This window comes from Bacillus sp. SW14 (assembly GCF_047608225.1).
Lineage (GTDB): Bacteria > Bacillota > Bacilli > Bacillales > Bacillaceae > Bacillus > Bacillus subtilis_G.
Map to the genome: position 1 here is coordinate 2,343,009 of NZ_JBLKRW010000001.1, position 22,693 is coordinate 2,365,701.

At 36.5% G+C, this 22,693-nt stretch carries 18 protein-coding genes and 4 pseudogenes; 4 read left to right on the forward strand and 18 right to left on the reverse strand.

Features of this window, described 5'->3' with window-relative positions; all coding sequences use genetic code 11:
* Nucleotides 1-812: 812 nt before the first annotated feature.
* The gene (locus tag ACMX2I_RS12370; RefSeq protein ID WP_414957093.1) at nucleotides 813-1,652 is read right to left on the reverse strand and encodes a thymidylate synthase; all 840 of its coding nucleotides are present in this window, start codon (nucleotides 1,650-1,652) and stop codon (nucleotides 813-815) included.
* Between the two features lie 44 nt (nucleotides 1,653-1,696).
* On the opposite strand from ACMX2I_RS12370, the gene ACMX2I_RS12375 reads away from it, so the two are divergent.
* Nucleotides 1,697-2,287, forward strand: coding sequence for a DUF1643 domain-containing protein (locus ACMX2I_RS12375; protein WP_414957094.1), 591 nt, complete (start codon nucleotides 1,697-1,699; stop codon nucleotides 2,285-2,287).
* 415 nt (nucleotides 2,288-2,702) lie between these two features.
* Here the strand turns inward: ACMX2I_RS12375 and dutA are convergent, their stop codons facing one another.
* The 3 genes and pseudogenes from dutA to ACMX2I_RS12390 form a co-directional block, all read right to left on the reverse strand.
* Nucleotides 2,703-3,137 carry a dUTP diphosphatase DutA gene (dutA, locus tag ACMX2I_RS12380; RefSeq protein ID WP_414957095.1) on the reverse strand — a complete coding sequence of 145 codons (435 nt, stop codon included), beginning with the start codon at nucleotides 3,135-3,137 and terminating at the stop codon, nucleotides 2,703-2,705.
* Nucleotides 3,115-3,619 (reverse strand): annotated as a pseudogene (locus ACMX2I_RS12385) (DUF2691 family protein). The gene dutA and the pseudogene ACMX2I_RS12385 overlap by 23 nt, the downstream one beginning before the upstream one ends.
* Nucleotides 3,620-3,748: 129 nt before the next feature.
* Nucleotides 3,749-3,821 (reverse strand): annotated as a pseudogene (locus ACMX2I_RS12390) (hypothetical protein); the annotation flags it as partial.
* 215 nt (nucleotides 3,822-4,036) lie between these two features.
* On the opposite strand from ACMX2I_RS12390, the gene alr reads away from it, so the two are divergent.
* On the forward strand, nucleotides 4,037-5,221 hold the full coding sequence (gene alr, locus ACMX2I_RS12395; protein ID WP_414958336.1) for an alanine racemase: 1,185 nt from the start codon (nucleotides 4,037-4,039) through the stop codon (nucleotides 5,219-5,221).
* Between the two features lie 82 nt (nucleotides 5,222-5,303).
* Here alr and ACMX2I_RS12400 read toward each other — a convergent pair.
* The 3 genes and pseudogenes from ACMX2I_RS12400 to xylA form a co-directional block, all read right to left on the reverse strand.
* Nucleotides 5,304-5,539: pseudogene (locus tag ACMX2I_RS12400) on the reverse strand (hypothetical protein); the annotation flags it as partial.
* Nucleotides 5,540-5,837: 298 nt separating this feature from the next.
* A complete protein-coding gene (gene xylB, locus ACMX2I_RS12405; protein ID WP_414957096.1) occupies nucleotides 5,838-7,343 on the reverse strand; it encodes a xylulokinase in 1,506 nt (501 codons plus the stop codon).
* A gap of 168 nt (nucleotides 7,344-7,511) precedes the next feature.
* Nucleotides 7,512-8,849, reverse strand: a complete 1,338-nt coding sequence (gene xylA, locus ACMX2I_RS12410; protein ID WP_289347405.1) for a xylose isomerase — start codon at nucleotides 8,847-8,849, stop codon at nucleotides 7,512-7,514.
* 253 nt (nucleotides 8,850-9,102) lie between these two features.
* On the opposite strand from xylA, the gene ACMX2I_RS12415 reads away from it, so the two are divergent.
* On the forward strand, nucleotides 9,103-10,254 hold the full coding sequence (locus ACMX2I_RS12415) for an ROK family protein (protein WP_414957097.1): 1,152 nt from the start codon (nucleotides 9,103-9,105) through the stop codon (nucleotides 10,252-10,254).
* 151 nt (nucleotides 10,255-10,405) lie between these two features.
* On the opposite strand, the gene xynB is transcribed toward ACMX2I_RS12415, so the two are convergent.
* The 8 genes from xynB to ACMX2I_RS12455 form a co-directional block, all read right to left on the reverse strand.
* On the reverse strand, nucleotides 10,406-12,007 hold the full coding sequence (xynB, locus tag ACMX2I_RS12420) for a xylan 1,4-beta-xylosidase (protein WP_414957098.1): 1,602 nt from the start codon (nucleotides 12,005-12,007) through the stop codon (nucleotides 10,406-10,408).
* A gap of 42 nt (nucleotides 12,008-12,049) precedes the next feature.
* Entirely contained in the window at nucleotides 12,050-13,441 is a 1,392-nt protein-coding gene (locus ACMX2I_RS12425) for an MFS transporter (protein WP_414957099.1), read from the reverse strand.
* A gap of 754 nt (nucleotides 13,442-14,195) precedes the next feature.
* Nucleotides 14,196-14,732, reverse strand: coding sequence for a hypothetical protein (locus ACMX2I_RS12430; protein ID WP_414957100.1), 537 nt, complete (start codon nucleotides 14,730-14,732; stop codon nucleotides 14,196-14,198).
* Between the two features lie 752 nt (nucleotides 14,733-15,484).
* Nucleotides 15,485-15,955 (reverse strand): hypothetical protein, encoded by a 471-nt coding sequence (locus ACMX2I_RS12435; RefSeq protein ID WP_414957101.1) that lies wholly within the window; start codon nucleotides 15,953-15,955, stop codon nucleotides 15,485-15,487.
* A 221-nt stretch (nucleotides 15,956-16,176) separates the two neighbouring features.
* Complete coding sequence (locus ACMX2I_RS12440; protein ID WP_414957102.1) at nucleotides 16,177-16,341, reverse strand: hypothetical protein; 165 nt, start codon at nucleotides 16,339-16,341, stop codon at nucleotides 16,177-16,179.
* A gap of 109 nt (nucleotides 16,342-16,450) precedes the next feature.
* A complete protein-coding gene (locus ACMX2I_RS12445; protein ID WP_414957103.1) occupies nucleotides 16,451-16,873 on the reverse strand; it encodes a UPF0715 family protein in 423 nt (140 codons plus the stop codon).
* A gap of 64 nt (nucleotides 16,874-16,937) precedes the next feature.
* A complete protein-coding gene (locus ACMX2I_RS12450) occupies nucleotides 16,938-17,111 on the reverse strand; it encodes a hypothetical protein (protein WP_414957104.1) in 174 nt (57 codons plus the stop codon).
* Between the two features lie 405 nt (nucleotides 17,112-17,516).
* Nucleotides 17,517-18,389, reverse strand: coding sequence for a PhzF family phenazine biosynthesis protein (locus ACMX2I_RS12455; protein WP_414957105.1), 873 nt, complete (start codon nucleotides 18,387-18,389; stop codon nucleotides 17,517-17,519).
* 207 nt (nucleotides 18,390-18,596) lie between these two features.
* Here ACMX2I_RS12455 and ACMX2I_RS12460 point away from each other — a divergent pair.
* Nucleotides 18,597-18,685: pseudogene (locus tag ACMX2I_RS12460) on the forward strand (ATP-dependent DNA ligase); the annotation flags it as partial.
* 452 nt (nucleotides 18,686-19,137) lie between these two features.
* Here ACMX2I_RS12460 and ACMX2I_RS12465 read toward each other — a convergent pair.
* The 3 genes from ACMX2I_RS12465 to glnR all read right to left on the reverse strand — a co-directional run bounded on the left by ACMX2I_RS12465 (nucleotide 19,138) and on the right by glnR (nucleotide 22,606).
* Nucleotides 19,138-19,527 (reverse strand): DUF2651 family protein, encoded by a 390-nt coding sequence (locus ACMX2I_RS12465; RefSeq protein WP_414957106.1) that lies wholly within the window; start codon nucleotides 19,525-19,527, stop codon nucleotides 19,138-19,140.
* A gap of 1,278 nt (nucleotides 19,528-20,805) precedes the next feature.
* On the reverse strand, nucleotides 20,806-22,140 hold the full coding sequence (glnA, locus tag ACMX2I_RS12470; protein ID WP_087991491.1) for a type I glutamate--ammonia ligase: 1,335 nt from the start codon (nucleotides 22,138-22,140) through the stop codon (nucleotides 20,806-20,808).
* A gap of 58 nt (nucleotides 22,141-22,198) precedes the next feature.
* A complete protein-coding gene (glnR, locus tag ACMX2I_RS12475) occupies nucleotides 22,199-22,606 on the reverse strand; it encodes a transcriptional repressor GlnR (protein ID WP_003238341.1) in 408 nt (135 codons plus the stop codon).
* Nucleotides 22,607-22,693 lie beyond the last annotated feature (87 nt).

Here is a 22,693-nt window from a genome sequence, read left to right on the forward strand (position 1 = left end):
GATTCAGTAATACAATTTAATGCTAAAAATATGGCTCATTTATTTTTTTAACCAAAATCAAAAAAACCTGCCACTAATAGTGCAAAGAATGAAAGGATCATAATGATTATACTATTCGCCTTCCGTAGGATGAACTTTTGTCCTGAGCATCTCTTCTCTATCACTTGTCATTAAGAAGTCTGGTTAAATAATATTGTCACTTATGTTTATACCCCAAGAAATTATCAATATTTATATAAGGTAACACTGTTGATTTAATTTCAAGAATAAATAACCCTCAAAGTGCATATAGTATCGTATTTATTGTTTAATGCTGATCCTTTAAAGTAAAATATGTTTATGTTAATATTGGGTTTACACTTTAGCTATTCAAGTGTTTAAGAAATTTAGAAAGGTTGATGAAAATGAACCTTTATTTAGTTATAGCTCTTGTTATTTCATTTTTTTTGAATGTGATCTTTTGTATCCAGTTAGCAAAATACAAAATCAGTCAATCCACAAATAAAAGTTGGAAAGATAGGATAGGACTCAACAATCCATTTACAGCTATTGTATGGGCTTTTCTTTGCATTATAATATTCTTAAGCATCACGGTATTATTAGCAGGAATTAACACCTTATAAAACCACTAGCCTTTTCATCGTTCATTCAATTTTTTGATCAAAGAATCTGGGCATTCTCTTGCACGTAAGACAATCCATCACTTTTCAAATAATCCCTTCGCTTCGTTTGCGCTATAATTTTCTTTTCTTTTTATTCGCACTTATATCTTGATAGAATATTACCTTTAATAAATAAAAAAAGAGGCAGCATTAAACCGCTACCTCAAATGAAAGCTTGTCCCCGTGTTTATAGTTGATTAACTTGAAATCATCTATGGTAAAGTCATAAAAATCTTTAACTTCAGGATTGATCCATAGTTCAGGTGCTTCAAACTGTTCTCTTTCCATTTGAATTTTCAAATTGTCGATATGACGTGTGTACACATGGCAATCCCCAATATTAAAAATATATTCACCAAGCTCATAACCAGTGACTTGAGCAATCATGCGCTGCAGCACATTATACTGGAATACATTGAATGGATTCCCCAAGGCCATGTCATTGCTCCGCGCTCTTACCTCAAGGTGGAGTTTCCCTTGTTTAACATACCATTGTGTCTCGTATACACATGGTGTTAAAGCCATTGCGTCTAGTTCATCAGGGTTCCACAGCATGGTAATGTGTCTCCGTGAAGATGGGTTGTTCTTCAATTGATGAAGAAGATAATCAACCTGATCGACTTTTTCTCCATTTAGATTTCTGTTTTTCTTCCCCAGTTGAAATCCATAAGCATTTCCGATAGTGCCGTCTTCTTGTTTCCACTGATCCCAAATAGGTACGCCCATTTTGTTTAATTCAGTAACATCGTTAGATTTAAGCTTCCAAATCCAGAGCAGCTCTTTTATGGCCGTTTTCCAGGCCACCTTTTTGGTCGTTAAAATAGGTATTTCTGAGTTGTCGAATCTCATCTGCTTACTGATTACACTAAGTGTGTGTGCCGGTGTTCCATCAGAGTCCCATTTGGTTCTTACATTAAATTCTTCGTCTGAGATTCCATTATTCATTATATCCTTTATAATTAAATTGTATTGTTTATCAAATTGAGTCATTTTAAAATCCTTTCTTCCTTTTTAAATTAGTAATGAGGTGAAGCATGAGAAAATCCTTATATAAGCACAATGAAAAAGTGACTGGTTTTGAGTTCGATAACATAGGCAGTGTTAAAATACGTTACTTTTTAAAAATTAAACTTGATAATAAGTTTGATAAAGTATGTACTTTTATTTGTAAAAATCCGAGTGATGCTGATGCAACAGTTTCTGATCCTACAATTAACATTCTGTCTGAACTTCTCCATACAAGAGAAAACTGTTATGAAATAGGTACAATATACATTGTAAACGCCTATCCCTTCTACGAACCTAATTCAGAAAATTTGTTTGAGTTACTGGAAAATATTAAGATTTCATCTCCAGACAAACAACGATTTATGAAAACAAAAAACTTAGGCACCATTTTAAGAATTTGCGGTGAATCCGATCATGTTATAGCTGCTTGGGGGGAAAATCCAAATGGTTTTCCTAAAGAAATTTATAACCAAGACATACATAAACTCGAAAACGAATTACGATCTAATGGTATCACAACTGGTCACCTAAATTGGAAGGGAAAAGAACTGACTGACACTGGATATTATTTTCATCCTGGAAGGAAAAGCGTCAGCGACTTAATGATAAAATGGTGACACAATCAGACATTTCAGAGGAGGAATCGACCTCCTCCTTTGTTGATTATACAATGATTTGTTCATAGCAAAGTCTACTGCAGTATTGATAGTTCCCGTGTGTCTGGTACATACAGATACTGTAGCATCGATTAGGATCACTAAATGATGTGTAAGCTTGATATTGAGGCAAAAAATTGTACTGAGGTGGCGTGTACCACATTGGATATTGTCTAAACATATTCAATCCCCTATTCTTTGCATCTGGTTTATTGCATTGTATTTCCCTCAATATCAAATGTCATTTGTCCTTACGAAATTGGGCTTTGTTTAAAACAACTCCCCTTTCACTTCATCTATGCTCGATTTCCAACAAGCTTTTGATGTATCTTCATAATCAGTCCAGCATTTTATGAAGACAGTCAAGGTTTGTTATTTACTTTGTTCCGGTTGATCCAATCCCGCCACGGTCTTCATTCCCCAAATGCTCAACTTCAACCAATTGTACTACTGGCATTTTCTTCATAATCCTAAATTGACAGATACGATCACCCTTCTTAATCTCTGTATCACGCAATGCATAAGCGGGAAAGAACCAAAAATCGCTGTCACCCTTGTACGATTCATCGATAACACCCATTGAGTTTGTTTGAATAACGCCAAAGTTCTTATATGTACTTGAACGGGGAACGACATGTGCTTCGTAACCCTCAGGCAATTCCATTGCTACACCTAATGGGACAAGTTTAAATTCATCTTTTTTGATTGTTACATCTTCAGCAGCTCTGAGATCAATCCAATCTCCTTGCTCAATTTTGCTGATTCTCGTTTGGGTTTCATCTAGATATTTAATTTTTATTTGCATTGTCATATGTATTAGCTCCTTTAAAAATATTAACTATCATACTGTAAAGACCTGTTCTTGTGTCGTTTTCATCAGTTATAAATTGAAGAAAATCGTTTCAAAGCATTGAAGCAGAGCTTTTCTATGTCACTTCTGCCTTTGCAGTATATCGAAACATAGCCGCTATCTGCCAACAATAGGACAAATTCGCAGTCACTGTCAATAAACTTTTCATATGTCTGGCCTTGATAACTTTTTTTCCAAATGTACATGCAGATCGACGAAAATGGTATAGTGCTGATTTGTTTTTAATCGTTTCGCAAAGTCAGCCCCTTCAACAATTGAGTAATCATTAAAGAACTCCTCATCATCGAGCTCTCCATCTACAACAAAATAGGATTCTCCACTCGTTTGTGCCACATATAATTAGCTATTTCTAACGGCTGCAGTATTCTCCATAGATCATTTCCATATTCATTCGGTATTTGAAAATGAACTCCCCTTTTCATGTAAACGCCTCTCTAAAATTATACTCAATTGTTAGATTGGTGTAACACGAAATCGACTGCCATTTGATACCGCTCTTCTTTCTTATGAAATACTCATTTCACAAATTTTCTTCGTCTGTACAATAGGCGCCCTGTATTCCCCTGTTCTTTATCAAGAAGAGGTCAGTCCAGCCAGTACCTTCATATAAATGTCCCGCTTGTTGTTCGGGGTACTCCTATGTAGGAGAGTTCCAGTTCATGAAACCTTCCGGAAGCCAGCTTCGGCATCGATGATCACCTTCTCGTATATCATGGATTTACTGTTGAATGATTTCAAATGAAGTTGAATAAAATAAGATTGAACGCATCCAACAATTAACATTTATTTTTGCGGCTAAATGCGGTTTTTACTATTCCATAAGAAGGAAGGAAGCGATGATGACAAAGCTTTGCCGAGAAGTTTGGATCGAAGTCGATCTTGATGCCATAAAAAAAAATTTGCGAGCGATTCGCCGTCATATTCCAAATAAGAGCAAAATTATGGCTGTCGTAAAAGCGAACGGTTATGGTCATGGATCTGTAGAAGTGGCGCGCCATGCCCTGGAAAACGGGGCGAGTGAGCTCGCTGTTGCCAGCGTAGAGGAAGGAATCGTTTTACGAAAAGCGGGCATTACAGCACCTATCCTTGTGCTAGGTTTTACATCCCTTAGTTGTGTGAAAAAATCAGCGGCTTGGAATATTGAGTTAACAGCATTTCAGGTTGATTGGATTCAAAAAGCGAACAAGATATTGGAAAACGAAGAGAGTACTGACCGATTAGGTATTCATATTAATGTGGATACCGGTATGGGTCGATTAGGGTTACGCACAAAAGAAGAACTTTTAGCAGTAGTGAAAGCATTAACAGCAAGTAAATTCCTAAGATGGGCAGGTATCTATACCCATTTTTCAACAGCTGATGAACCAGACACTACACTAACCAAGCTGCAGCACGATAAATTTATCAGTTTTCTCAGCTTTTTAAAAAATCAAGGCATTGAATTGCCCACCGTGCATATGAACAATACGGCTGCGGCGATCGCTTTTCCTGAATATAGCGCTGATATGATTCGTTTAGGCATCGGCATGTACGGCTTATATCCTTCAGACTATATCAAACAACTAAACCTCGTTAAGCTTGAACCTGCATTAAGTTTAAAGGCACGCATCGCTTATGTGAAAACCATGCGGACAGAACCCCGAACCGTTAGCTATGGTGCTACATACATCGCAGAACCCGATGAAGTCATTGCTACACTCCCGGTCGGATATGCTGACGGTTATTCTCGTGAACTTTCCAATCGCGGAATTGTTCTTCATCGCGGAAGACGAGTGCGAGTGGCGGGGAGAGTGACAATGGATATGATCATGGTTAGTTTAGGTGAGGACGGTGAAGGTAAACAAGGAGAGGAAGTCGTGATTTACGGTCAGCAAAAAGGAGCTGAGATCACCGTTGATGAAGTTGCTGACATGCTTAATACGATTAACTACGAAGTGGTGTCAACATTAAGCCGCCGCATCCCTCGTTTTTATATAAGAGATGGCGAGATTATCAAGGTATCCACTCCAGTAATGTACGTGTAGGATTTTACGTGCGTTTTTTGCAAATACTTATGCTGACCAAGATTCCTCTACCGGGGGATTTTACTTTTCCGAAACCAACCTCCTATATACTGAGAGATATAATGCGCCAACTTAATGATTGATTATACCTTAAGAACTGATTTTTCATGGTATTTTTATCGTGTCGAGAACGAAAATGCTCTTTGCGTTCTTTACATGTACGCCCCTTTGTTTCCGGCATGAATTTGTACACAAAACCGATCACAAAGTTTAATATCCAAAGGAAAAAACACTTAACCCAGAACTAAGTTCTCTTAATCTTTGTGGGAATGTTTCCGCTCTGTAAAAGACCGCACTCCTTGTGTGATCCCATGCCTAGTTATGTATTTTTTTCTGCTTCTGCACGCTTATCTTCTTGAATTTATTTAAGACACACAGCGCTCATTGATCAAAAGGGATTAGTAGATGTTTTATAATACTCTATATTTTTTATCTGTTTTAGTAACTCATTATAGATAGAGTCAATCGTGCTTTTTAAGCTTGTTGAATGATATAGAAACAGCGAAAACACCCCTTGCGTTAACGTGAGGGGTGTTGTGCGTAAACATAATACACTATTTACGTCCCGCACTTCTCATTAGGCTTTTGCTTTTCGAAAGCTCTTCAAAGCCGAATTGAGATCCTTTGTGTGAGTGTAAATGTTCTTATACAAATCAAATAGTGTTTTATACTTTTGAACATTTTGTTCCTTTGGATAAAATACAGCAGCCTCACGAATGAACTGCTCTGCACATTCTTCAAGGGATTCAAACCACCTACTCCCAAAGGCAGCTAGCATAGCGGCCCCCATGGCTGGACCTTGTTCATTTTCTAATTGAATTACCCTCGCATTGAAAATATCTGCCTGCATTTGAAGCCACGTTTCATTTTTAGCTCCCCCACCGATACAAACAACAGTATGAACTGATTTACCCGATTCGCGAAATAGCTCAATTGATTCACGTAAAGAGAAGGTGATGCCTTCCATTACTGCCCTCAAAAAATGCTCTCTTTTGTGAGCTCCATCCATTCCGATCAAGCTTCCCCGAATAGAAGAATCCGCATGCGGCGTTCTTTCGCCAACCAAATAAGGAGTGTATAACAGTCCATTTGCCCCTATCGGAATAGATTCCACCCCCTGCAGTAATTGCTCAAACGATTCGTTTGGTGCAAACGTTCTTTTAAACCAGTCCAAACTGTATCCTGCAGCAAGCGTGACCCCCATCGTATAAAAAGAATCCTTTTTTCCATGATTAAAAAAATGCACTTTTCCTTTAAAATCTCTTTCATTGCCTTCTTCGCAGGAAAGTATGACCCCTGATGTCCCAATACTGCATAGTGTTTTTTCGGAAGAGAGAATACCGGCTCCGATAGCACCACAAGCGTTATCTGCTCCCCCAGCGTACACTTTTGTTTTTTCCAGTAGCCCTGTCTCCGCCGCAACATTGGGAAGCAGCGACCCTACACATTCATGAGATTCAACAAGCGGAGGACAAATAGCTGCAGAAATACCAAATTGATTGCAAATATCATCACTCCACTCCTTATGAGTAATATGTAAAAGTAAAGTTCCTGCTGCATCGGAGTATTCAGTGTGAATCGCACCAGTCATACGGAATCTCACATAGTCCTTCGGTAGCAAAAAAACAGCAGTTTTTTTAAAAAGTTCAGGTTCATGTTCCTTCACCCATAATATTTTTGGTAATGTAAACCCTTCTAGAACACGGTTTTTTGTGATGTCAAGCAGATGATCGCCAAATTCCTCGGTCATCCTGTTACATTGAGGCGTCGTTCTGGTATCATTCCAAAGAATGGCACGACGTAACACCTGTTTGTCTTGGTCAAGCAGTACTAATCCATGCATTTGTCCTGAATAGCTTATTCCGTCAATATCCTTGGCTTGAACGTTAGATATAGAAACCAATTCAGCCAATGCATCAATTGTTTGCTGCACCCAGTCTTCAGGATTTTGCTCACTATATCCCGCCTTCTCTTGGATGAGCGGATATGCTTTGGATGTTTCTGCACAAACCTTGCCGTTTTGATTAACTAAAATGGTTTTAACAGCACTCGTTCCAAGATCTATTCCAATGACATACTTCATGTTTTCACTCCTTAACCCTTTAAAAACCATTCGCTCTACATAAATCCGAATTTTAGAAATTACCCGTCATATCCATAATCAAGAGGTAAGGAATCATGACGGGTAGTTCAGGTAACTTGGCTATCCTGCTATATCTTTTACGACAGGATGGAGCTTCTCTTTCATCTGTTATACTTCTAAAATGTATTGGTTCAATATTGCTTTTAATTGTTCCTGTCTTCCAGATTCATTTTTAATTGATTTATTATTTAGCGCATATTGCTCAAGTGTATTAAAGTTAGCTCTTCCTTCTGTAATTTCAAGGCCAATCCCTTCAGTAAAACTGCGATAACGATGTTGAATCACATCTTCAAACACACGTTCTTTGATCAATTTGTGAGCTACTTTCAATCCTCTTGCAAATGCATCCATCCCCGCAATATGGGCATATACTAAATCATCAGGCTCAAAAGAAGATCTACTGACCTTTGCGTCAAAGTTTAATCCGCCGCTTCCAAGGCCTCCATTTTGCAGGATCTCGTACATTGCTAATGTCGTGGAATATAAATCTGTCGGAAATTCATCCGTGTCCCAGCCTAAAAGAGGATGACCTTGGTTCGCGTCAACAGAGCCAAGCAGACCGTGTACTCTTGCCATGCGTAATTCATGTTCGAATGTATGTCCGGCTAATGTGGCATGATTGGCTTCGAGATTTAATTTAAAATGATTGTCTAAGCCATATTGCTTCAAAAAGGCAATGGTTGTTGCTGCATCTGTATCATATTGATGAGTGGTCGGCTCCTTTGGTTTTGGTTCAATCAAAAACTGCCCTGTATACCCGATTTCCTTCGCATAATCCACTGCCATATGCATAAATCTGGCCAAATTATCAAGTTCAAATTTTAAATCGGTATTTAACAATGTTTCGTATCCTTCACGGCCGCCCCAAAACACATAATTCTCGGCGCCAAGTTCTTTTGCTGTTTCTAGCCCTTTTTTTACTTGTGCTGCAGCGTACGCAAACACATCTGCATTGCAGGAAGTCGCGGCACCATGGACGAAACGTGGATTCGTGAACATGTTTGCAGTATTCCATAATAGCTTAACGTTGCTGGTTCTCATGTACTCTTTCATCATGCTCACGATACGATCTAAATTTTGATTCGTCTCTTTTAACGTACTTCCTTCGGGTGCAATATCTCGGTCATGAAAAGCAAAAAATGGTGCATCCAGTTTTTCAAACAATTCAAATGCTGCTTCTACTCTCGCCTTGGCCAGATCCATTCCTTTATACTGATCCCACGGCCTTTGCATCGTAGCCGCTCCAAAAACGTCTGTGCCATCAGCGGTAAATGTATGCCAATAAGCAATAGAAAAACGCAAATGCTCTTTCATCGTTTTTCCGCCGATTACTTCTTGAGCATTATAATATTTAAATGCTAAAGGATTAGTGGAGTCTGTCCCTTCGTAAACCACTTTGTTTACGCTTTCAAAATAGTTAACTGAACTAGAATGAGATTGAGCCATGTGATTTCCCCCTTAAAAAATAAATTCAGGCGCATTTTATGCCATATTGTAAGTAGATTATTTATTAGTTTGTTGTTCAAACAAACTAACTTATTTTCATCTTATATAACCTCATCCGCATTTTCAATATTTTTTTCGTTTTTTATGAACACATTAGATATAATAAGGGTAAGATTCGCTATGTACCATGTTTCATACTGAACACATAAAAATTTCAACTTAATTTATAGGTTATACAAATGGAGTGGATGAAGTGGATATCGCAGATCAAACCTTTGTCAAAAAAGTAAATCAAAAATTATTATTAAAAGAAATACTTAAGAACTCACCTATTTCAAGAGCTAAATTATCTGAAAGAACTGGTTTAAATAAATCAACTGTTTCATCACAGGTAAACACATTAATGAAAGAAAATCTTGTATTTGAAATCGGCCAGGGACAATCAAGCGGCGGCAGAAGACCTGTCATGCTTGTTTTTAATAAAAAGGCTGGATACTCCGTAGGAATAGACGTTGGTGTGGATTATATTAATGGCATTTTAACAGACCTTGAAGGGACGATCGTTCTGGATCAACACCACCATTTGGAATGCAATTCTCCAGAAATAACGAAAGACATTCTAGTGAATATGATTCATCACTTTATGACACATATGCCACAATCTCCGTACGGGCTTATTGGTATAGGCATATGCGTGCCTGGGCTCATTGATGAAAATCAAAAAATTGTTTTCACTCCGAACTCCAACTGGAGAAATATTGACTTAAAACCTTTCATCCAAGAGAAGTTCAATGTTCCTGTTTTTATTGAAAATGAGGCAAATGCCGGTGCATATGGAGAAAAAGTATTCGGTGCTGCAAAAAATCACGATAACATTATTTATGCAAGCATCAGTACAGGAATAGGGATCGGCGTCATTATCAACAATCATTTATATAGAGGTGTAAGCGGATTCTCCGGAGAAATGGGACATATGACAATAGACTTTAATGGACCTAAATGCAGTTGCGGAAACCGAGGATGCTGGGAATTGTATGCATCCGAGAAGGCTTTATTAACATCTCTTCAGACTAAAGAGAAAAAAGTGTTCACTCAAGATATCATAGACCTCGTCCATCTGAATGATATTGGAACTTTAAACGCGCTACAAAATTTTGGATTCTATTTAGGCATAGGCCTTACCAATATTTTAAATACTTTCAACCCACAAGCCGTCATTTTAAGAAACAGCATAATCGAATCGCATCCAATGGTTTTAAATTCAATTAGAAGTGAAGTGTCATCAAGGGTTTATTCCCAATTGGCCAATAGCTATGAGTTATTGCCATCTTCCTTAGGAAAGAATGCACCGGCATTAGGAATGTCTTCGATTGTTATTGAACATTTTCTAGATATCGTTACATGATTAAATTGTACAAAACTCTATGTTCTACGCTCATCTTCAAAGATGAGTTTTTGTTTTGTTGGTGTAATGTTGAATAAGACCATTTTATTAAAGATACCTTCTCCTATGAAAAAGGAGTTCTTCAATAGAAGTCTCCTTTTTCACGTGTACATTATTTTTCTTTATAACGAAAATATCTAAAGTCGGCCGGAATATGATTTCCGCTGGTATCTTGACATTGCATTCCTACAAAGGCACCTGTGAAGAACCCTCCTCCACGGATGTAATCATCTGATAATTTTTTCGATTCCAATGTAATGTCAATTTTTCTCCAATCTTCTTTGTTAAAAGAATAGAAATAATAATACTTTTCCTTTTCAATTTTTACTCTTAGATATATATACTTTACCTCACGAGGAATAACAATTTTATTTTTTAATGGCTGTGAAAAAGAGAAGTTATCACATATCGTTAATTCAAGAATACGGCCAAGTTCTTCATCATGCGTGACTTGAAGAGCCGTCCAGTTCTCAGTATTGTAATAGTTCACCAATCCGGCGGCTTGTTGAAAATTCTCCGGATAAAACTCAACTGCAGTTTCCGCTTCAAAATGGAGACTTTGCCAACGTCTGGCTACAAATGCCTGAGTAAATGTCGAGGTTAATGATTCATGACCGTATAATCGCAAATGATTTGGCACTTGAGTCAATGAACCTAATTCATTTGTAAACGGGATCCTTAACGTTTGAAAATGAATATTTAATGTAGAATCCTCGAATTCATCAACCTCCGGGTAGGTTGCTGGAAACATTTTTTCTGATACAGCAGGCGCTTCTACCTCCAAGCTTCCTTCTTTTCCACCAACTATATAAGGCCATTCATCTTTCCAATAGAGTTTTTGAATAGCTGTTTCCCTGCCCAAAGGACAATATCCTCTCTGCTGAAAAATGGAATCATCGTCAGGATGAATAGGTCGTCCCGTTAAATGAGCTAAATACCACTCACCTGTATGTGTTTGAACAATGGAGGCATGTCCACATTTTTGCAGTGGATTTTCTGGAGCATGCCACGATGTTAAGAGTGGATTATCAGGATGAACTTCATATGGCCCTTCAATATTTGAAGAACGGGCAATTGTAGCAGCGTGTTCGAACCGAGTTCCTCCTTCTGCAGTTAATAAATAATAATAGTTCCCGGTATGATAAAGGTGCGGAGCTTCCGTCAGCTTTCTATCCGTTCCTTTAAATATAACTTTCGGTTTACCAATTAATTTTTGCTGCTTATCAGAATACTCCTGTATGACAATTCCTCCGAATGAGTGCCGATCAATACGCTGATCCCATAACATATTTAATAAATATTTTTTTCCATCTGTATCATGAAATAAAGATGCATCAAACCCCGAGCTATTTAATGTAATCGGTTCTCCCCAGTCACCATTAATCGTTTCACAAGTCACTAAATAATTGTGACAATCTTTCCAAGCGCCATCTACGACCTTAACATCCGAATAGACCAGCCAAAACCTTCCGTCGCTATAACTTAAACATGGCGCCCAAACCCCACCTGAATTAGGGTTTCCTTTCATGTCTAATTGTGAAACTCTCTGTAATGGATGTGCAACTAAGTGCCAATTCACTAAATCTTTTGAGTGGTGTATCTGTACTCCTGGAAACCACTCAAATGTAGATACAGCGATATAATAATCCTCTCCTACCCTACAAATACTTGGATCGGGATTAAATCCTTTAAGTACTGGATTGATAATCTTCATTTGGGACTCCTCCTCAGCTATTTTCTTTTCACTCATCAATGTTTAAGCTTTGAATTCATCAATGTTATCCAAATAAACTTTATCTCTATTCTCTAATTCTCGTACCATGTTTTTATATTTTTTCTCATCTAGATTATAGAAATGAATATCAATCATGGCTAGAACCAGTAAGAACACGGGTATAATGGTAGTTGTAATTAAAATTCCCGTTAATGCCTCCGGCGTTTGTGCCTGATTTGCCACATATCCAAACTTATCTAGAACCAATCCCGGTACAACCCCTCCCAAGGCCATGCCAAATTTAAAGAAAAATCCGATGATAGCGTATATGAGCCCGCCCATTCTTTTCCCAGTCCTATACTCTCCATATTCTATTGTTTCAGGAATGAGCGCCCACATATATCCCCCGGCAGTGAGACTTCCAGCAGCAGCAATTAATCGAAAGAAGAGTATGAGGTATATATTACTTGACGGAACAAACAGTAAAGCTAGGAGGCCGATTATATTCAGTAATAATGCATAGTTTAGTAATTTCTTCTTTCCCAATCGTTGATGAAGCTTTGGAATAAACGGTAAAATGACCAATGCAGGCAAGCTTCCTATCAAACCGTACCACTTCACTAAATCCTCTCTTCCTAAGTTATACGTCACGTAATAGATGCCAACTGAATTACTTATTGAATTCACTCCGAAAATGATAATAAAGAAAATACTTAATACAACAAGTGGACGATTAACACGAAATTGCTCAAATATATCAGATAGTTTAATTTTCTCTTCAGATTTTTGAAGAGTGACACGCTCTTTTGTGCTTTTAAAACAAAAGATTAAAAGGCCCCCGCCTATCATTCCCAAAATACCCATGGTTAGTTGCCAGCCAAGAGATTCGTTGCCGGAAGTATCGCTTAAATAGGCAGCCAGTAAGGGAACAAAAAAAGCAACGACAAGCCCTCCAAGATTCGCAAATAACATACGAACAGATGTTATACTAACAACTTCTTGATTATTTCTAGTCATTGCAGAAGTTAACGCTCCATATGGAACGTTTATCGTTGTATATGTAAGCGACAAGCCAACATAGGTCATATAGGCATATATTAATTTCCCCATCGCCGAAAAATCTGGGGTTGTAAAACAGAGTATGGCCAGTATGACAAATGGAAAAGCTCCGAATAAAAGATACGGTCTAAAGCGCCCAAATCTGCTGTTCGTTCTGTCTACTATTGTTCCGATAAAAGGATCAGCGAGGGCGTCAATGATTCTAACCACTAAGAACATCGTACCGGCTGTTGCTGCCGATAAACCAAATACATCTGTATAGAAGAACAAAAGGTAAGTAGACACCGTTGCATAAATTAAATTACACGCGAAATCCCCAGACGCATATCCAACTTTTTCAACCATCCTAATCTTCTTTACATTTTCACTGAGCATGATTACTCCCCTTTTCGACCCTTTAATATGGAACAGTAAGAAATGGAAAAAATATCTCCAGACTTATGAACAGTGTTTTATAAAAGCGCTTTCAAAAAGGTGTAAAAAAATTCTAGTGGTTTACTTTACTGAGCATTATCATCATCTAAATAGTAATCAGCAAGCAGTAAATTCATCTGTTTTTCGTCGAGCCTCTTCCCCCTTTCATCCATATTGAAAAAGAACTTATCTTATGGACAACTATAAGTTCACCTCATTAGTTTGTTGACCAAACAAACTAACTTGATTTAATATTATAAAATCCTTTCAGCTTTTTCAACATTTTTTTCAGAAAATTTACTTTTTCAGGCACAGCAAAGATTAAATAACAGATAAAGAGAATAACACTTATAAAGCGGTTCCTCATAAAAAAGGCTTGTTCTCCGCTATAGGGACTGCTCTTCTATGTTTTTCGGGTATAGGCGGTTGAAAGCTTAACAAATTTTTCTTTCAAAAATTCAATTTAAACTTTTGGCAAATAAAACACGAATAATGTTTACATCATGACAACCACTATAGATGGATCAGGTTACCGAAAACATAAAGGGATTTAATTATGTATTCTTCATCCAATATCGTTTTAAAATTAAAACAAAGTTTCAGTCTTTATTTCCTAAATACGCATCAAAGCTTGAAACTTAAAGTGATCATTCCACCTTCTCATCATGCACATAATAAGGTACATGCAATAATCCAAGCTCTCTTAGGGGCTTTTCTATTCGCTAAAAACATAACCAGTTATCGGAAAGCCCTTTGTGGCTTTCTTCTTATTTCTCGGATTGTTTGTCATTGAGTAAAAAATTAGTACCTCTTCAATTTCCTTTTCTAAGTCATTATTTAAATCGAATAATGTTCCACAACCGCTTCCTATAAATCCACCGTAGTAATACCATAAATCAATTGTAAATGCGTCTATATCTTTATCTTCATTGGCTGCTACAGTTTCATAATTAATTGTGATTTGGGAACGGTATTCTTTTTCCAAGCACCTCTCAGCTGTTAAATCACTTATCCCATCTCCATCTATATCTCTACAAATTTTGATGCTAAGGTTACGTTTGCCCTGACTTTCAAAAACATCTGTATATTTACGTTGCAGTTTTTCTGCCACTACTTCCCCTAAGCCTTCCAACGCATATATTTTTTGTTTTAATTCTAGATTTATAGCCTTCTCTAGAATATGCAAATAGCCATCAGCGTCTGGACTTTGATTTTTCTGTATCTTGAATAAACGTCTTAAAGCTTTCCGCACAGTGTTGTCCTCCTTATAGGGAACTCTCGGCTATAGTGGCTATACCAACGATGGTATATACAGGATACTTTATATTTGGGACATATTCAAAACTGCTTAGATAGCGAGCTTTCAGGAGTGCTAATACATAAAATCATTTTATGAAGATTAGGCTGGCATTGCTGACCAATCAATTGATCTTGATTAAAATTGCTTCTTTAACGAGTGTATTCTTGGTAGCTTGGAAGAGGCCGACTTATCTACATAGAAGAATCTTAGAACATGATTTAGCTAATGTTATTTCAATATCAAATTCCATTATGTTTTAACAGAAGACGTCACGACCTTAGATATTTATCGGAAAGAAGATTTTAAAGATGAGTTACCCTCTGCTGAGAATAAGCGCAAAAACTGCAGGCGAGATGATGAAAATTCAGCGTCAGAATACGGTCTAAAATTAGCAAACGAACAAAGGATTTAGACTGATTATCAAACACTCATGAAGGCAAGAGCAAAAGACAAAAGAGCCCGCACCTATATTTTTTGCATGCTGAATATAATTTCAACTAAGATAGATATAGTTAGTGCTTAATCGTACTAAAATTTCACTTTACAAATAAGTTTTTTTAAAACTCTTATTTTTATTTAATGAGAGATTGGTTTTCCACTTTAAACTTTTATTGGTAATGAAAGTGCTAGAAATTGTACTTTTGATTAAATGCTTTTTCATTGCGGCATTGCTGCAAACATAAGTTTGTTATTAAAAACAGAAATTAATTCTGTATCAGTTTATTCAATATGTTAATTTTACTTTGGTCTTTATTATTCTTCTTTGTTCTTCTATAGCCATCTAACAAAGAATTATTATAAATCTTGAGGTAATCATCAATAGTTATCAAATGATATCTCGCTCCGTAATCTTCAAAAACCTCTAGGTTATTATAGTCTACATCTGCAAATGGTTTTAAATCCTCTATGTACGCAATGCCTATATTAGTATTAGTTTTCCTAAATTCATGCTCATGTAAATCAACCATTTTATAACCTTGCAGTTCCATAATTTTTTTTAGTTTTTCCCACTTTTCCTCTAAAAAAATTAAAGGAATAAGGATATCAATATCTTCTGGGGAAAAATCCAACCCAGTTACCTTTTCAAGACCTAAAGAGCCATATAATAATGGAATGATATCTAATTCTTTATTAAGAGTTTTAGCTATATTTATAAATTCATTATACAATTTCATTTTTTATATCCCCAATATGTAGTGATTCATTATTTAAGCATTAATTGCCCCTTTAAGTTTCAAGTCCTCAAATTCTTCCATATGGTGAATATCCTCAAACTCATTTAACCCCTTTTTTTCTAATCAGAAAGATTGAAGCATTAGTACTTAGAATTGGTTTGGCTGCACTGGGCTATTTTTTAAAAAATAGCCTACATTTTTACAATTAACGATTCTTTTATCTAAAAAGCTTTGAATACTGAATTAAAGAATATCAGCAATATAATGATGGCTAGTACAACAACAATCTCAAAAGTATGTGAACTGCCATCTCTTTTTTCTTGTTCTGTCTTCTCTCTCATTTGTTCCCTATATTTTCTTTGTATTTCATCCTTTTTTCTATTCACCTTACTCGACCCCTTTCAAAATAAAGTAAAGTAAAGTCAAGCCATTCTGAATTATTCTTCATGAGGTCAAATCCAATTTTTTATATGGCACCGTTATTCCTTAAATGTATCATGAGTTTGTGGATTGTGATAACTTAGATTGCTGTCTTTGCCTTGGTTTGCAGAAAACTGAGTCCCAGACCCAAAAGATAATAGCAAATGAAATGCTAAATAAGTAAATTTCGTATGATAATAGAATCCCTAAGGTGTTCATTGGATCAGTGATTAAAGCGAAGAATAACCATACTAAGAAGGAAAAGAATAAGTATATGAATAAATATTTCAGGCTAAATCTTTTTGGCTTACGATTTAAAAAGTATTGAACAGGTGTTGCAAAGATTAAATAAAAGATATAGAGAATAGCACTTATTAGAATGTATGGATAGTAACCATCATAATCAATGCCAAAAACATAAACAGCAGCAGCTGATAACGCAGATAAGACATGAACAATAAAGATCCTTAAAACTTGCATGTTTATAACCCCTTTCATGATGAATGCTTCAACAACATTATCTAGATCCTTCCTTAAAATCCCTTACAATATATATTTTAACTTAAACAATTTGAAATATCACAAACATTGCAACTTCTGCTACAAGCAAATAAATCATATATCTAGCATAATTAAACACGTTTTCATCAGCATTTTTTTCTTTTTTAAAAGTCCAAGCAAATAATCCTAAAATAGTTGCCACTAACACGATTTCAATTATTGTTAAAATTGACATACTTTCCTCCCAAATAAGTACCAAATATAGACCAGAGTTTCTTATGGCGAAAATTTACTTAGTTTCTTCAAAGCAATAATGACAATAAACTGAATTGTTATCTTCATATCTAATGTATGTATCTTGGATTAAGAAGTTTATATAGCCAGCTGTTTTGAGTATCGCTTTACTTATCATAAGCATATCCTTCTGGATATCATAATCTTTTGAAGATCCAAATTAACTTTAAACGCTGCATGTAAGTCAAAGAACGAATCATCAAATTGAAATTTTAAGATTTTCATTGCAATCCCCCGATCTATTTCCTTTATTATACAGAGAGGTCATATCTAATTAAAACTGTTGTTTTATTTAGAACTTACAAGTTCCCCATGTGATACAATCGCGCCCGTTTGTTGAAGACCATTAACAGAGTTTTTCTATTGCGTTTCCTTTTACTCGGGTTCTAATAATTTTGCTTTCTTGTATAAAAGTTTCGGATTTAATAATACTAGGCCGCCCCATAGCGACTCCTTGAATAATCTTATAGCTGTTCCAACCATCTTTTAACGGGTAGATTACCTTATTTTCGGTTAAATATGCCCCTAATGCAGATGCGGCTACACCAGTTGCCGGATCTTCGTTGTATCCAGCTCTCTTAGGAAATTGACGTGCCTGGACATATTGCTTGCTTTCCTGCTCAATGGCAAAAGGATAAAACCCAGTAGTGTTAAACTCATCACATAATTTCCAAAGGTATTCAAAATTAGGTTTAAGATTGTTAAGAGTTCCCACGCTTTTTAAAGGAATAATTAGTTTATAACGAGACGTAGAGACAGACTGAATAGGAAAATTATTTATGTCATCTATTCCAATACATAATGCTTTACATATTTCTTCTACTGTAGGATTTACATTCAAAAATTTGGGGGAGAATTGTTCCACATTAACATCTAAATTCGATCCTTTTACTTCCCATTCAACTTTAACAGGCCCTAACATTGTCTCCACGATAGTCGGTGAATGTTTTATCATACCTCGGTTAACGAGAACTGTAATGCTTCCTATAGTCGCATGGATGCACATTTCCATCTCATGTAATGGAACAAAGAAACGAATCTTTACATCACAATCAGAACGAGTTGATTTTAAAACGAAGGCTGATTCATGAGCAAAATCCTTTGTCATCTTTTGCATTTTATCTGTTGTTAAACTATCTGCTTTCAAAACAACAGGACACGGGTTACCTCCACCGTTTTCCAGAGAAAACACTGTTGTATTTACAACTTCATAACACAATTTTCTAATCCCCCTTTGCTTTAAGCTTCATTTTAACATCATTTTCCTTCCTAGTTAATCTTCAACAATACGGCCCTTTAACGGAACAACTCTATTGTCACTCAACAGTTTTTTAATCCACTTTCAACTTCAGATGTTCTTTTTCTTTCAATATAAAAACACCCCTTTAGATAACCAATCCAAAGGGGTGAAACGGTGCAACTTCTCCAGATTAAGCTATATACTCGTCACAACAACGAAGTAACAAGTAAGTTTCCAGAACTCTTATTCCAGATGGAACAGTACTCGATGGAAAACCTTTTTTTTGACTTTATATAAACTTTCATTATATTCCCTTAGTAATTTTACATATTTAGGTAAAACCATAGAAACCCACTTAATACGATCTCTGTCACGAATCACCTTAAAACGCCTACTTTTCCATTACATTTTGTGTGACATTATATAAAAAGACTTCCTGAAACTGGGCTTTAAATTAAGTTCTTGACATTTAATATAAATTTGATTGTTCCTCGATCTCTAAGCATATCGCTCACTCCTTTATTGATCTAATATTAACAAAACAAAAGTTCTCTATTCACTACTAACAAGTACAAAAATTCGATGTAAATGTTGGTAATAATTCACCCCCCTTATAAAAGGGGTTAATTAGGAGCAAATCAAGTTGCCATATTACTTAGGGTTTCATTGAAAGAAATGCTACCACAAAAATGCTGTCAAAGTTATCGTTAACGCTTCGCTTCTGCTATCATCCTCTAATTAAAGTTGCAATGGATTTAGTTAGAATTCCAGATATAAAACATACAACTGTCATGATAGACACCCAGATTAAAAAAGTCGGCTCTAACCCTATTTCAATTAGCATAAAAACTAAAGAGAGTACAAATATAATCAAGGTTGTTACCCATACTCTTTTGAAAATAAAGTATCCTATTATTCCTAAGATAAATGATACAGCCGGCAGTACAAGTAGTATTAAAAATGCAGGACCACCCAAATGAGATATCCTCCTCATCTTATTCATTATGCAATAAGTGCAATTTCCCATTCTTTTCGCTTTTAATGGTGTTGTATTAACCTTTTTCCCTGATTTTAAGTCATAGGAGGTTATTTCCCCTAAGATATTCTCTTTTTGCATGTCAAACCCTTTGATAAGGACGTACATGTTACTATCATCAAATTTAATATCATTCAATAACATTTCACTATTGCCTGCATAGAATTTTGAAAGGTGTTTTCTTATTTAGATTTTCACCAAAAAAGCTACTTTTCCATTGTATGAGACAGCAACGATAATATGAATATACCAAAACATGATCGGCAGAAACTAACTCAAAACGAATGTCTTAGTCTTCTGTATAGTTTTTTCATTCATTCCTTCTTTTCTTAGTATTTTAACATATTACCATTCTTGTCAAGATGATATTAAGAATAAACAAGAGAGGAAATTAAAGTTTGTTTTACATGAAGTCTTAAAGTTGATCTAATATCATCTCAGTATCTTCATTTTTGGACTTTCCTACCTCCTGAGCAGCTTCTCAAACTATAGTTCTTAAATTGTTCAACTTTATTTGGTGTGTGTACGAAGAAACAATTGACATCAATACATCAGCCAATTCAAAAGCCATATCACCTTTTGCCCTATGGAATTTTCTCTAATAACGTGCAGTATTCACACTAGGTCTTCGAGATCTTGGATTGGAAAAAGAGAAATTTTATGAAACTCCAAAGAATTCTTACTAACCAGTATTTTTTCGACTTCTTCTTTCTGTATAGCATCAGGATCATTTAGATCAAAAGTATGTATTTCATCAAAATCTAAGTTATCGTATTCATGAATTTCATCTTCGCATTCATATGTGTATAGCTTAGATAAAAATTCATCAAATAAGTCTGCAATCCTAATGTCAGTATTTAATTCAAGGTCATAGTACTGTACAGGTGATTCTCATAGTTTGGCGGATAATCTAATGCAACCCATTTGTGTCCATCTCCCTGTATGAACAACAGTTTTTGTGGTAGCCCCTCAACTTCAATATGGTCGTCTGACCAAGATGTTTCCTGATTTCTTGGAAACGCATTAAAATTAAATCAATCCACCATTTTGTTATGATCAAATTTTTATATTCTTGAGGCAAAGTTAAATTCATCTTCACTGATGTCCATTAACCTTAAAAGGATCATATTTAATGTCTCCCAAATGATTTATTACCTCCTATAGGTTGTGTAATAAATACACCAATACATATATGCTTCTAAATTTGTAATGTTTTATGTCCTCAATCGTAGAGTTAGATTTCTAATTTCAAATATTTTTGGTCATAATTTGGTCATTGACCAAAAATGCTAATTTCTCATTCTATTAATCAAAATCAAAAAAATCCCCTGACACCAATAGTGCCAAGGGATTGAAAGATTAATACTGAGACATATACTGTTCGCGCTCCCAAGGGTGAACTTGTGTGCGGAACATATCCCATTCGATTTCTTTTGATTCGATGAAGTGTTCGAATAGGTGCTCGCCTAGCGCTTTGACCATGACCTCGTTTGATTTGAATTCTTCTAGCGCTTCCGCAAGTGTTGCTGGAAGGTCAACGATTCCGTTTTCCATGCGCTCTTCTTTGTTCATCACGTAGATGTTGCGGTCGATTGGAGCTGGCGCTTCCAGTTTGTTTTTGATTCCGTCTAAGCCTGCAGCAAGCAATACGCTGAGTGCAAGGTACGGGTTAGCAGCTGGGTCTACGCTGCGTACTTCAACACGTGTGCTGATGCCGCGGGAAGCCGGGATACGGATAAGCGGGCTTCTGTTTTGCGCGCTCCATGCTACGTAGCAAGGTGCTTCATAGCCAGGGACAAGACGTTTGTAAGAGTTCACAGTCGGGTTTGTTACTGCTGTAAAGCTTGTTGCGTGCTTCACGATACCTGCAATGAAGTGTTTCGCTGTTTCACTTAACTGAAGATCAGCGTTTTCGTCATAGAATGAGTTAACGCCATCTTTGAAGAGTGATAGATTGCAGTGCATACCGGAACCGTTCACACCGAACAACGGTTTTGGCATAAATGTCGCATGCAGACCGTGTTTGCGGGCAATTGTTTTGACAACTAGTTTAAACGTTTGGATGTCGTCACAAGAGCGGACAGCACCAGCATATTTAAAGTCGATTTCGTGCTGGCCAGGCGCAACTTCATGGTGAGACGCTTCGATTTCAAAGCCCATCTCTTCAAGCTCAAGTACGATATCACGGCGGCAGTTTTCTCCCAAGTCAGTTGGAGCCAAGTCGAAATATCCGCCTTTGTCGTTTAGTTCAAGCGTCGGCTCGCCTTTTTCGTCTAATTTGAATAAGAAGAATTCAGGCTCAGGTCCGAGGTTGAAATCACTGAAGCCGAGGTCTTCCATTTCTTTCAGAATCCGTTTTAAATTGTTTCGCGGGTCACCTTCGAAAGGTGTACCATCCGGATTGTAGATATCACAGATGAAACGTGCTACTTTACCTTTTTCAGCTGTCCATGGGAAGATAACAAATGTATTCAGATCTGGATACAGGTACATGTCTGACTCTTCGATGCGAACGAATCCTTCAATAGAAGAACCGTCAAACATGACTTTATTATCAAGCGCTTTTTCAAGCTGGCTTACAGGAATTTCAACGTTCTTGATTGTTCCAAGAATGTCAGTAAACTGAAGACGGATATACTTCACGTTTTCTTCTTTGACTAATTTTACGATATCTTCTCTAGTGTACTTTGCCATTTCGTAAAACTCCTCCTCTTAAAAGGTAAATGTATATAGCAAAACAGTTGCTAACGGATTAATGAAAGAAGCGGGACATGTCGCCTTGGCGGAATGTATTCCCTCTTTGAAAACGGCCGGCTTGCATGAGCTCGTTTTTCAGGAGCTGTCTCAGTTCGTCATCGGACAGATCATGTTTCATTGGTTTTTTCGTCTTCTCGTTTTGTTTTTGCTCTGGTTCGGCTTCTGCTTTCGCCAGAATTTGTTTAATCCCTGCCATGTTTACACCTTGTTCTATCAGGTGCTTGATTTCTAACAGTTTATCTACATCATGGAACGAAAATAATCGTCTATTCCCTTCGCTTCTCGCTGGAAATATCAGTCCATTTTCCTCATAATATCGAATTTGTCTTGCTGATAACTCAGTTAACTGCATGACAATTCCTATTGGAAATAAAGGCATTGAGCGGCGAATATTATCACTCATCTCAATTTCCTCCTTTTCTTAACTTAGTTTCATTATAGGTGATGTTATATTTTGTGTCAATAAGATGTAAGGATTCTTAACATCAAA

Excerpts from the sequence above, each read along its gene's own strand:
- ACMX2I_RS12370 (WP_414957093.1), bottom strand. The coding sequence starts at position 1,652 with ATGACTCAATTTGATAAACAATACAATTTAATTATAAAGGATATAATG.
- ACMX2I_RS12375 (WP_414957094.1), top strand. The coding sequence starts at position 1,697 with ATGAGAAAATCCTTATATAAGCACAATGAAAAAGTGACTGGTTTTGAG.
- dutA (WP_414957095.1), bottom strand. The coding sequence starts at position 3,137 with ATGACAATGCAAATAAAAATTAAATATCTAGATGAAACCCAAACGAGA.
- alr (WP_414958336.1), top strand. The coding sequence starts at position 4,037 with ATGACAAAGCTTTGCCGAGAAGTTTGGATCGAAGTCGATCTTGATGCC.
- xylB (WP_414957096.1), bottom strand. The coding sequence starts at position 7,343 with ATGAAGTATGTCATTGGAATAGATCTTGGAACGAGTGCTGTTAAAACC.
- xylA (WP_289347405.1), bottom strand. The coding sequence starts at position 8,849 with ATGGCTCAATCTCATTCTAGTTCAGTTAACTATTTTGAAAGCGTAAAC.
- xynB (WP_414957098.1), bottom strand. The coding sequence starts at position 12,007 with ATGAAGATTATCAATCCAGTACTTAAAGGATTTAATCCCGATCCAAGT.
- ACMX2I_RS12425 (WP_414957099.1), bottom strand. The coding sequence starts at position 13,441 with ATGCTCAGTGAAAATGTAAAGAAGATTAGGATGGTTGAAAAAGTTGGA.
- ACMX2I_RS12435 (WP_414957101.1), bottom strand. The coding sequence starts at position 15,955 with ATGAAATTGTATAATGAATTTATAAATATAGCTAAAACTCTTAATAAA.
- ACMX2I_RS12445 (WP_414957103.1), bottom strand. The coding sequence starts at position 16,873 with ATGAAAGGGGTTATAAACATGCAAGTTTTAAGGATCTTTATTGTTCAT.
- ACMX2I_RS12450 (WP_414957104.1), bottom strand. The coding sequence starts at position 17,111 with ATGTCAATTTTAACAATAATTGAAATCGTGTTAGTGGCAACTATTTTA.
- ACMX2I_RS12465 (WP_414957106.1), bottom strand. The coding sequence starts at position 19,527 with ATGCAAAAAGAGAATATCTTAGGGGAAATAACCTCCTATGACTTAAAA.
- glnA (WP_087991491.1), bottom strand. The coding sequence starts at position 22,140 with ATGGCAAAGTACACTAGAGAAGATATCGTAAAATTAGTCAAAGAAGAA.
- glnR (WP_003238341.1), bottom strand. The coding sequence starts at position 22,606 with ATGAGTGATAATATTCGCCGCTCAATGCCTTTATTTCCAATAGGAATT.